Origin of the sequence: Planktotalea sp., from assembly GCF_039984035.1 — a bacterium.
Lineage (GTDB): Bacteria > Pseudomonadota > Alphaproteobacteria > Rhodobacterales > Rhodobacteraceae > Planktotalea.
Map to the genome: position 1 here is coordinate 1 of NZ_JBDWVM010000333.1, position 10901 is coordinate 10901.

Here is a 10901-nt window from a genome sequence, read left to right on the forward strand (position 1 = left end):
TATCAAGCGATGCGCAATATCCATAGACCGCATTCATCGCGTCTTCTTCTGAAACGCGAAACGCCGGAGCGCCAATCAAAATCGTAAGCTCCATCTCATGGTGATAGTTCTGTGTTCCCAGAGGATAAGGAATGCTGCCGCCACTTGCCTTAGAGTGCAAAGGCGACTTGGTGAAATAGAACGGCGCTTCATAATCAGGAACGCCGCCCATCTCGACAGCATGCGCTGCATAGTTGCGGCCGACACAGAAAATCCTGTTCAGTGGAAAGGAAGCTGTTTCGCCAGCAACGGCAATGGAGCGGGTAGGCGCGACGGGGAACAAAAAGTCTGACATGGTATCTCCTAAAGTTGCACGCTCTTCGCCTATCTCAAGCTGAGCTGTCAAGCTTGGGCTAGGCTACAACAATATTGTTAACGCTGAAGACGCCTAGCGCTGGCCGTCCAAAACGAGCCGCGCCGCAAGCCCCGCAAAGACCGTTCCAAGGAAATAGCGCGACACTTTCGCGAATTCTTGCGATCCTGATGAGAACCGATTGAAGCTACCAATCAGTAGAATAACCGTCCCATTCACCGCCAACCCCACGACGTTCAAAATAATGGCAAGGACCATGACTTGCGTGCCAACGGCGCCCTGCGCAGGATCTACAAACTGGGGAAAGAGCGCGAGGAAAAACAAAGCGACCTTCGGATTGAACACATTCGAAATCATCCCCTGCCGGAACATAACGGCTTTTGACAATCCTCTATTCCGCGCAGGCCCTTCTATCGGAGCGTCCCCACCTCGAAACGCCTGCCATGCCAGAAACGCAAGATAAGCCGCACCAAGATAGCGTACCAAATCATATGCGTATGGCACCGCCAGAAACAGCTGCGACAGGCCAAGGGCCAGCAAAAGCGCGTGAAAGAACGAACCAGCCGCGACGCCCAGATAGGTGAAAAAACCTGCCAAGCGCCCCTGCGCGGCAGAGCGCGCAGCAATCAACAACATATCCGGCCCCGGCGTTGCCGTCAGTGCAAGGCTCGCAAGACCAAAAAGCAATGCCGTTTGTAGATCGATCATTTGAGAATCCCCTTAGCTTTGACCAACGTTATCTTTGCAGTCTGACATCGAAAACTTGCAGGGCAAAGTCGTTCATCTGCCTATCTCCATGCGCAAAGCGTGGTTGGGTCAAATCACAAACTTCGCGCCCACACCTCTCGGAGTTCATCTATGAGGTGAAAGAGAACATCCCTGAGGCCTAGTGCGCTGTCTCGCCTTGTAACTCGACCGTGAAAAACCACTCTTCCTCTGGGTCTTTTTCGACGATTTCATCAGGCACTACCAATGGCCCTGACAGGAAAACGTTCGATCCAAAATGCCCATGCAAACGCGCCAATTTTTCCTGACGTGCACTGGTCAATTCGGCAAAGAACTTTGAATAGTTCTCGGTCGCCTTCAGCTCATCAATCTTCGCACGGTGGCATTTCACCGAATGCTCATGCGCGGCGGCGATCTCAGCATCGCTCATCAGCTTGGCCAACTCTGTCTTCATCATATCCAGCCGTGGCAAGATTGAATCATCCTGTTCATAGTTGTTGTTCATACGGAACCAATAGGCGAGGCCTTGATCCCGATCCACATGGTTCACGCGACCACGATCACGTTTCACCAAGAAACTCTCGGCCGAGCGCACAGCGTAGTGATTGAGTTGCACCAGATCATAGCCATAGGTTTCTATCGTAGAGCGCCACCCATTGCGATACATCTCGCGCGGCAGCGGGACACCCGATCCATTCACCCAATTGATATCTTCCCACAGCTGCGGGTTCAGCCCCTTGGGTCGATGCACGCCCAATTTCTTGAACAAACCGATGTTCTGGAACAGAGTTTTGAAGCCCCACGCCTGATGCGGCTTGCGCGCATATTCAGGGGCGCAGCGCAGGAATTGTTCCGTGATCGGCCCATCCACATAGTCTTGCACATCGCCATTGCCGAACAAGCGCCACGTCATGGAAATCATGTTTGCATCCGGCACCGCCGCAAACAGCGCATCGAGCGTGCCATCGCCAACCTTGATGTTCACGAATTCATCCACGTCAATGCAGGTCGCCCATTTGGCGTTTTTAATGACGTCTTCTTCCTCAGCAGATTGAAGTGCAGCGTGCTGCGGCTTCAGATCCATTTCTTGGAACCGGTTCTCGCGCCATTGGCAAATGCCTTTGCGTTCCAACATTTGCAGCATCGTATCCGTGCCGTCCGTGCAATCGTTCGTATAAACGATAATATCGTCAAACCCGATCGCTCTGTGATAAGCCAGCCATTCCAGAATGAACGGGCCTTCGTTTTTCATCGTCGTCACAATGGCGCAGCGCCCGCGTCCCTGAGCGACTTTATCCTGTTTGATTTCAGGCATGCGCACAGGATTGTGCTTCCAAAATTTCTTGGACTTTTCCAACAATGGTGGGTGCTCAATGAGCGATGTTTTGGGAACAATCTTGGAAATTGCTTCGCTCGGATGGCGCAAAGACATGTGCCGGTAAAATCCCATTTTCTTTTCAGGATCAGGCACCACATTGCCCATACGCACCAATCGCCAAACCGCCGCCTCGGGCGCTTTTGATGGCGCAATACACCAGCGTTGCCGTCCGCCGCGCGCATCAAATTGCACACATATATGATCCGCAAAGAGAGTCGGTTGATTGTTGCGCACGCGCCAAGGATAGCAATGGCGCCCGAATATCGCGATCAAACCGCCCTCTGCTCTGACCGCTAAATCAAAGACAGATATGTCAGAGCGCTCCATCAGATCATGCACATCAATGTTTGCAACAGCGCGCGCATGTTCCAAGAACCGCGCCCGCGTAATCTCATAATAACAAAGCGCGCCAAGCGGCGCGTCCCACGGCGCGGGCGGCGGTATTTCCATCCGGTCCTTGCCGGGGGCTTCTGCCACACAGAACGGATGCGCCTCCGCCGGAAGATCAGTCCTCCCAAAGGGTACAGAGCTGCTCAACACAATGACGGTGCAATCGAGCTTTGCCGCGCCCGCTTTCAAGGCCTTCACGAACGCCTTGTCGCTGCTCGGCTTCGCACGATCAAAGATCACCGCCCCTGTCATGCTATGTTCCGCAACATGATAGCGTAGCCAAGTGAGCACAGTTTTTGCATCTTCACCGTTTCGAACCGCCGCCAGAACATTTGCGCCCTCAAGAATCTCCAGCTCCGCCTCTGCCGGTTTGATCTCCACAGGTTCACCCGCAAATTCAAACGTCAACGCGCCTTTTGGCACCTCATAGGTCACATAAGGCGCGCCGCCCACGGAGCGCAGTTCAATTTGTTTGGCGCGTTTGGGTGCCACGATCTGCGCCAAATCAACGCCAGTATCGAAAAACAACGTCACTTGGCGTTTGCCGTCAACCTCAGCTTCTACAGCGTCCAGCAGGGTGATGTCCTCAACGGTTTGGCTCGCCAAAAGGCGTTCAATGATACGGGCACTCATACTCTGTCTCTCTGTAAAATCTTAATCTGAGCGCGCAAAAAGGCACGTCCCTCAGCCGCGCTCGGCGGCACGCTTGATCCAAGAAGGCCAAGCCTGAATTGCAAACGAAGCACATCGATATCATCCACCGCTTCGCGATAGACTTGTGCCTGCACATTTAGGCAATTGGACACCAAGTCAGCAACATCGGGCATACTTTCTAGCTCTGCGCGCGTCGCATCTAACATCGGCAAAATCTCTGGCGCATCTTCGCTATTCCAATTGCGCTCTGCCCAATAGGTCAGGCCAATCTCACGCTCCATATGGTTGGGCAATCCCCGCGCTCGCTTCACCAGGAATTCTTCGCTCGAACGCAGGGAGTAATGGTTCAACCACGCGCGACGCGCGCCTTGATCGACGCCATATATTGAAATTGCCCCATCTTGAGCCGCAAATTGCGGGGATAAAACAGACCCATCAGGCCCCACCCAGCGCGCCGGTTTTGACTTTTTAGCACGCGGGCGATGCACCCCAAGGGCACGAAAGGCCGTTGGGCGATTCAATGTCTTGAACAAATGTGCCAACGGGAAATGCACATCCATTGGCGCGGCTTTGGTGAATCGCTCCGGCGTTAAACCCGCTTCGCGTCGGTCCTGCCCTGCTGACCCATACAAACGCCAAGGCAAGGCAAGCGCATCAAACGCTCCCTGTTCTGCCTCAAATGCAGCAATTAAATCTCTTACACTGCCACCCTCTGGCAGGCACAAGAACTCATCACAATCAAAGAACATCGCCCACTCAGCCTCTGCCAACCAAGGATGATCCTGCGCCAGTTTGAGCGCCTGCCATTGCACCGATTTCTTGCCCTTAGGCGCGAAGGGCACATAGGAAATGCGCGGGTCTTGTGACAATGCCTCCAATACCGCATCCGTGCCATCGGTATTGTCATGGGACAGCACAAGCATCCGGTCAAAACCAGCCGCTAGATGATGCGCAATCCATTCCGGTGCATAGGCCCCGTCATTGCGCAGACATGTGATGCCTAGAATGCTCAAAATAGTTCTCTGCTCTCGCGATTATCGCGTTTTCGCCCTTATACGCGAAATATCCAAACAAAGTTACCCTTTGTGCACGCTTCACCACAAACTGTTGTTTGAGAGTCCTATCGATGAAACCACCGTCAAACGTCGCTAAAAATGGCGGGCAAACATACCAATCACTTCGGTCAATTTCTCCCGTGTCAATGCGCTTTCCCGCACTGTGAATTGCGCCATATTGCCAACGACCGCCTCTTTTTCAAGGAAGTCCTCTATCACATGGTAGCCTTTGCGACTTTCATAATCGTCAAACAGCAATGTTGTTTTCTTGGTACAACGTAGCATCGCCGTCAGTGCGCAGGCGACACGAAAACGTCCATCAACCAAGATGACATCAGGATGTCTGAAACTATCAGCATCCCAAATCGACAAGGGATAAAGATGGTAGCTTTGAAAACGGCTCGCATCCTTAGGCGATCCCCATTTACCTGTGGGTCCAATGTTCACATGCTTCAACATCGGCATAGACACGGGTTGCGCATGTTCGAACCATGTGCGCATCATTTTCGTCCACACGCGGCTGCTTTCGATAGAATAAATTACTTTGTCCGGCATTTCCGACGCAAGCACAGTCGAACCGCCACTCCCGTATTCAAGAATGACATTTGCTTGCTCGTAATGTTGTTTCACAAATCGGCCCACCTTTGGTTCAAAGGTGAGTTCTGGCCGTTTTATCAATTCAAGAGTTTCGCTCATAAGTCCTCTCTGATTGTTCAGGGACTCACATAAACTCTTTCAGTAAATTTCTTCCTAAAGGCACACGCCCGCGACTATTGCACCGCTTCAGCCAATTCGCTGTCCGCAAACCAAGTCTGCCAACACAGCGTGCCGAACCTCTCGTTCATATGAAAGACATCAAGCGCGCGGTGCTCTGGGCCGCCACCCTCGCGAAACTGTTTAGACCCTTCGGAATATTCGCGCTTGGTCATCACACCCGCTTCAATCGTGTCTTCTGGTTGGCTGAGCACCTGAAACCCTTCCGCGACGAGGCGCTGGTCAATCTGCGCCATAATCGCATGAACATAAGCACCATCATTATTGCTCACGATAGGTGCATAGAGCGCATCACGCCATTCGATATCTCTTAAGCCCTCACTCAAGAAAGACTGCCAAACAATGAATATTGGCGCGTCGGTCTTCGCGCGCAGCGTTCGCGCCGTATGCAGCATCATACCGTCATTCAATTCACCCCACACCGCATCCACCATCGTTGCATCGCTGACAAAATTTCGCGCGACGTCATGGTTATGCGTGCTTGGCGTCGCAAAATCCGCGTAATTGCGAAACAGACAGTTGGGGAAAAACTTCATCCCCGTCAGAACAAAGGCATCATAATCTGCAGGCTCAACAAAATCGCCCGTCGTTGCGATGCTCTTAAAGAACGCCGCCGCATTCGGATCAAGCGGGCCAAGTTTTCCGTCGATATCGCCAAAGCTCGCCATGCCCTCTTTGAGGCACCCAAAGAAATCTGCGTGAACTTTGGTCTCATTAGTCCAGCCATCTTTCAACGCAGCAACATGTGAGTTGCCCAAAACACAAATACGCTTGCTCATTTGTTAAAGGCCTCCAACAAGACTTCTTCACACACGAGATCATCCGCAGCTTGATCCCTCTCTTCTGCCTTTGAGGCGCGCGCAGGCGCGGTAGGAGCAGGGGCGGGTTTTACCGCGCCGCCAGAAGGATCATGTTGATTGATAAACACCCGCATCGCGTTCTCCACACCGGGAGCAGAGACGGAGCGCAAATTGCGCTCGTAGAAAATTCCGCGCGATGATGGGGCAGTGATCAATTCATAAGACGGATAGTAATCGATATGGCGGTTGCTCTGGCTCAGCTCGCCGCAAACTCCCCGCAGCACTGATTTGGAATAGGTGCTCGCGGCCAGAACATGATCGTCACTCGCCGTAGCCGTCAATGGAACAGGGGACACTGTAATAATGCACTTCAACCGACGTTTTCGATGCGTCTTCATTAATTTCAGAAAACTGTTGAAGGCGCGCAGTGTTTCGGAGTGGGTGTAGTTCTTGAACTCATAAACCTCAGGATCAAATTGCCCAGCAATCGTGCCTGGCGCTGTAGGATAGACCGTTCCAGTCTCACGGTGGATCCAAGCTTCGGTCAAACCGAAGGTGAATACGAAAACATCCATCGACAGGAACATCTCTGCCACATTGCGCAAATGGAAGTGGCGCGCGGCGCGAACTTCTTCTTCAGTGGCCCAACCTTTGGGTTCGACCCCAGGTCGTTGCGCGTCATAGAAACGCCCGTCTTTCTCCCATATCGGCTCGGCAGGTTCATGTCCGTCCAACGCTTCACGCGCCAGCTGCAAAAGCTGTGCAGCGGTATAAATATTGCCGTAACGACAGGTATAAATTCCAAAGGATTGCGCCTTGGCATCCGCGTCGCTCAACCCTTGAGGGGCAGGTTCCATTTGCATCACATTGAAGGCGCGCGCTTTCAAATGGCGGGCGATGTGCTGTGCAAAACAGCTCCCTGCCGTCGCGATCGCTTCGTGTTTGCGCATCCGAAATTTGCGGCGATACAAATCATCCATTGCTAAAGGACTTTGTTCAGCGACACCGCTGCTCCAAAATGCGCGTGATTCCAAACCCTTATATGGGGAACTACTCATACTCTTTTCCTGCCTTAAACGGTCTACGCCGCACGTTTCATCGTACTATCCTACCCCAATACGGCGAAGTTATGACACCAGTGCCACATAACTTCCGGTCTTTTTGCGAACCTTAAGTTTTCCACAAACTGTAATTTTCTGCAACGATGAGCAAAGAATGCAGGCAAGCGTCAGATTAAATCAACAAGCTTGAGCCGCTGTATTTTCCCCGAGGGACCTTTAGGCAATTCGGGGAGGAAATGAATACAATCAGGTGATTTGAATTTGCCAAGCCGCTGCTGGCATAAATCAATCAAGGCCGCTTCTGACACCGAAGAACCGGGTTTCACACTGACCGCAGCTTCGACAGTTTCGCCATAGCTTTGGCATGGCCTCGCAAAAGCCGCGGCTTCAATAATGTCAGGCTCCGAATACAGCACTTCATCAATTTCGCGCGGCGCGATGTTTTCACCGCCCTTGATGATCAACTCCTTCAAACGCCCTGTCACGAAAACATAACCGTCCTCATCCAAATGACCAAGATCGCCAGTCCGCAGCCAATCGCCTTCAAAGCTTTGAGCTGTTGCGCTTGGATTGTCCAAATATTCGGCCATTACGTTCGGACCACGCACCGCAATTTCCCCCTCTTGCAAGGGTGGTGCAGGCGTAAGATCGGGCGTCAGGATGCAAATCTCATTGCCATAAGCGACCCCAGGCGATCCAATTTTTCGAACCGCAGGTGGCAAGGGGTTCGACAAAATCTGGGCCGCCGTTTCGGTCAACCCCATCGTCTCGATGATTGGCACACCAAAGCGTTCCTCAAAAGCAGATTGCGTTTCAATGGCAAGCGCAGACGACGCCGACCGCCCAAAGCGCAACCGCTCACACACTGCTTTGCTTGGATTTTTGTCGCTGTGTAGAAGGTGACTGATAATTGTCGGAACGACCGAGAACCACGTCACCATCGATGTATCAACTTGACCCCAAAATTTACTGGTTGAAAATTTCGCCACCATCGCGAGCGACCCACCTGAGACAAGCGCACCCATCATCGTCACGCAAAGCCCATTGATGTGGTAAATCGGCAGTACGCAAAATCCGCGATCCTTGGGTGACAACTCATGTGCGACCGCCGTCGTCCACCCTCCCGCCATTAGGCTGGAATGGGTATGCACAACCCCCTTTGGCTGACCCGTGGTTCCCGAGGTGTACATCAAGAGCGCATGTTGATCAGGGCCGAAATCTGGCAAAGGCGTCCTATCTCGCAACATGCTATCGGTCAGGATGCTCAACGTCGCTGGTGCAATCTTCTTGATCGGCTCGATCTGGCTGTCATGTACAAAAGCAAATCGCGCACCGCTGTGTTCTAGCGCATAGGCAATTGCATCTGGCCCAGCGGCCAAGTTGATCATCGTCGCGCGAAAGCCGCCGTAAAGCGCCGCATAGACCGCCAACACCCCAGCCCTGCCATTTGGATGTACTATCGCAACGCTTTCGCCCTGCCTTATCCCCAAGCCAAACAGCCCTTGTGCCATATCACGGGCCGCCTCGCGCAGACCGCGCCACCCCAAGCTCTCACCCGTTTCGGGAAAGACAAAGGCGATTTCATCACTTTGTGCTCGCGCATCCAGCCAGTCTTTCACTGTGCCTTTAGGGGGCGATGCAGCGTCGAAGATCATTTACCGGCCTCGCCCCAATACCCGCCAAAGATATCTTCGAGGGCCGGTTCATTGGCCGGAATTTCCCGCACAATTTTGGTGGTCTGCATAAAGTGGCGCCAGTGCAGGTTCGTATCGATAGAATTGCCACCCCATGACCCACACCCCATAGACAATGAAAACGGCATGCCGTTGGTAAACGATCCACCTGTTGCAAAAGTATGCGCTTGGTTCACGATCACACGGCTGGTGGGAATCGCCCGAGCAAGCGCAAGTGGCCGATCATCGGTCTGTGTGTGCAAGCCAACAGAATGCCCCGCGCCCTGATGCATTTCGATCTCAAAAGTTATGCGAACCGCATCCTCAAAATCTTTGGCACGATACACGGTCAAAACACGGCTCAGCTTTTCGCCAGAAAGCGGATGTTCAGCGCCAATTCCGCTGGTTTCTACCGCCAAATAGGACGTATCCGCAGGCACCTCATCCGTCAGTCCAAGAGCCGCAATCATTTTGTCCGCATCTTGCGCGATGGCTTGTGGATTTAGATGACCTTTGACCCACAGCTTTGAGGTCACTTTCGTTTCATCCTTAATCAATGCACCGCCAGTCCGCGCCATTTCAGCGGCGAAGGCATCATAGATTTCATCGACAACAACAACCGCATTTTCCGATGAACAAGAGGTCGCGTTATCAAAGGTTTTAGATGCTTTAATCTTTTCGGCTGCCGCCGCTAGATCTGCAGTTTCGTCGACAATCACAGCGACATTACCTGCCCCAACAGCCAAGGCAGGTGTGCCGGATGTATAGGCGCGCTTCACGTTGTTCTGGCTCCCAGTGACAACGATCAAATCAGCAATTTCTAGCAAGCGCTGGGTCTTTTCTTTCGATCCACGACCCGGGATCATCTGCACAAGATCAGTGTCGATCCCAAGCTTGTCGAATTCCGCGTGAATATAACCAAGCAATGCTTCGCAAGTTGGCACGCCTTTCGGGGACGGTGACACAACAATCGCATTACCGCATTTTAGAGCATTGATAATATTGTTTGCCGGTGTTGCACCCGGGTTGGTTGAAGGGACAACCGCACCAATAACGCCAATGGGACGCGCAACCTCCGTTATGCCGCTCGCAGCATCATCGCTAACAATCCCGTAGGTTTGCGCATCTTGGATATCGCGCATTAAACCAAGCGTCTTGCGATGGTTCTTAATGATCTTGTCAGGCACATTGCCAAGGCCTGTCGTCTCAACCGCAAGTTCAGCCAAATGCTGATTGCGGGAAGGTTCCATAATCGCCCATGCCGCAGCTTGCGCTGCACGATCATAGGCCAGCTGTGATCCATCACGCTCAAACGCGCTTTGCGCCGCGCGCGCACGCGCTACGATGGCTTCGACCTCTGCGATGGGATCAACAGTATTCATGGGAATGTTCCTGTATAAAATTGCGCAGCACCGTCACGATCGAGGTGCTGCGCATATGTTTTTAAAGATCAGCCAAAAGCTCTTCTAGGGTTTGCTGACGCGCTGCCCACATTTCAAGCACTTCGTCCCGCGTCATAATGTGCATGGGTGATCCCCCAGCAGCCATACGGCTTTGAACGCGGCCATTCTCGAACATTGCGGGCACAGTCGCGGCCAACTTGTCGATGATAGGCTGCGGCGTGCCCTTTGGCACCATCACGCCACGGAAATTTACCGATGCGTTGTCGATGTCGAACCCCTGCTCCATCATGGTCGGGACGTCTGGTAAGAATTCTGCGTTGCGCTCCAGATCGAAGACGCCGAGGATTTTAACATTGCCCGCCGCCTGAGCGCGGAATGCATCGGACAGGTTATTCACGCCTCCAAGGACGTCACCAGCGATCACGGCACGCATCGCACCTGCCCCACCTTTGTTGTTGGGGATGTAAGCTAGCTTCACGCCCGCAGCTTTCTCAAGCTGCAAGGCCGCGATATGATGGCCAACGAACAGGCCCGCGCCCGAGAATGTCAAACCACCCGGATTTGCCTTGGCATAGTTCACGACGTCTTCCATCGAGTTGAACTCGCTATCTGCTCCGACAACAAACACCGCAGGG

General features: G+C 52.9%; 10 protein-coding genes. All 10 read right to left on the reverse strand.

The window, feature by feature from the left end:
- Positions 1-334, reverse strand: a 334-nt coding sequence (locus ABJQ89_RS14955; protein ID WP_348496982.1) for a fumarylacetoacetate hydrolase family protein, incomplete at its 3' end; no start/stop codon positions are given.
- A 93-nt stretch (positions 335-427) separates the two neighbouring features.
- On the reverse strand, positions 428-1060 hold the full coding sequence (locus tag ABJQ89_RS14960) for a LysE family translocator (RefSeq protein WP_348496983.1): 633 nt from the start codon (positions 1058-1060) through the stop codon (positions 428-430).
- Between the two features lie 178 nt (positions 1061-1238).
- Positions 1239-3479, reverse strand: coding sequence for a glycosyltransferase family 2 protein (locus tag ABJQ89_RS14965; protein WP_348496984.1), 2241 nt, complete (start codon positions 3477-3479; stop codon positions 1239-1241).
- Positions 3476-4513, reverse strand: coding sequence for a glycosyltransferase family 2 protein (locus ABJQ89_RS14970; protein WP_348496985.1), 1038 nt, complete (start codon positions 4511-4513; stop codon positions 3476-3478). The genes ABJQ89_RS14965 and ABJQ89_RS14970 overlap by 4 nt, the downstream gene beginning before the upstream one ends.
- 135 nt (positions 4514-4648) lie before the next feature.
- Positions 4649-5251 (reverse strand): hypothetical protein, encoded by a 603-nt coding sequence (locus ABJQ89_RS14975; RefSeq protein WP_348496986.1) that lies wholly within the window; start codon positions 5249-5251, stop codon positions 4649-4651.
- Between the two features lie 74 nt (positions 5252-5325).
- A complete protein-coding gene (locus tag ABJQ89_RS14980) occupies positions 5326-6108 on the reverse strand; it encodes a hypothetical protein (protein WP_348496987.1) in 783 nt (260 codons plus the stop codon).
- Positions 6105-7187 (reverse strand): GSCFA domain-containing protein, encoded by a 1083-nt coding sequence (locus tag ABJQ89_RS14985; RefSeq protein WP_348496988.1) that lies wholly within the window; start codon positions 7185-7187, stop codon positions 6105-6107. The genes ABJQ89_RS14980 and ABJQ89_RS14985 overlap by 4 nt, the downstream gene beginning before the upstream one ends.
- Before the next feature lie 170 nt (positions 7188-7357).
- Positions 7358-8845 carry an AMP-binding protein gene (locus tag ABJQ89_RS14990; RefSeq protein ID WP_348496989.1) on the reverse strand — a complete coding sequence of 496 codons (1488 nt, stop codon included), beginning with the start codon at positions 8843-8845 and terminating at the stop codon, positions 7358-7360.
- Complete coding sequence (locus ABJQ89_RS14995; RefSeq protein ID WP_348496990.1) at positions 8842-10245, reverse strand: aldehyde dehydrogenase family protein; 1404 nt, start codon at positions 10243-10245, stop codon at positions 8842-8844. The genes ABJQ89_RS14990 and ABJQ89_RS14995 overlap by 4 nt, the downstream gene beginning before the upstream one ends.
- 61 nt (positions 10246-10306) lie before the next feature.
- Positions 10307-10901: tripartite tricarboxylate transporter substrate-binding protein (locus ABJQ89_RS15000; RefSeq protein WP_348496991.1), on the reverse strand; the 595-nt coding region annotated here is incomplete at its 5' end.

What these genes read in the sequence shown, in the direction of transcription:
- ABJQ89_RS14990 (WP_348496989.1), bottom strand. Translation starts at nt 8,845, where the DNA reads ATGATCTTCGACGCTGCATCGCCCCCTAAAGGCACAGTGAAAGACTGG.
- ABJQ89_RS14995 (WP_348496990.1), bottom strand. Translation starts at nt 10,245, where the DNA reads ATGAATACTGTTGATCCCATCGCAGAGGTCGAAGCCATCGTAGCGCGT.
- ABJQ89_RS14960 (WP_348496983.1), bottom strand. Translation starts at nt 1,060, where the DNA reads ATGATCGATCTACAAACGGCATTGCTTTTTGGTCTTGCGAGCCTTGCA.
- ABJQ89_RS14975 (WP_348496986.1), bottom strand. Translation starts at nt 5,251, where the DNA reads ATGAGCGAAACTCTTGAATTGATAAAACGGCCAGAACTCACCTTTGAA.
- ABJQ89_RS14965 (WP_348496984.1), bottom strand. Translation starts at nt 3,479, where the DNA reads ATGAGTGCCCGTATCATTGAACGCCTTTTGGCGAGCCAAACCGTTGAG.
- ABJQ89_RS14980 (WP_348496987.1), bottom strand. Translation starts at nt 6,108, where the DNA reads ATGAGCAAGCGTATTTGTGTTTTGGGCAACTCACATGTTGCTGCGTTG.
- ABJQ89_RS14985 (WP_348496988.1), bottom strand. Translation starts at nt 7,187, where the DNA reads ATGAGTAGTTCCCCATATAAGGGTTTGGAATCACGCGCATTTTGGAGC.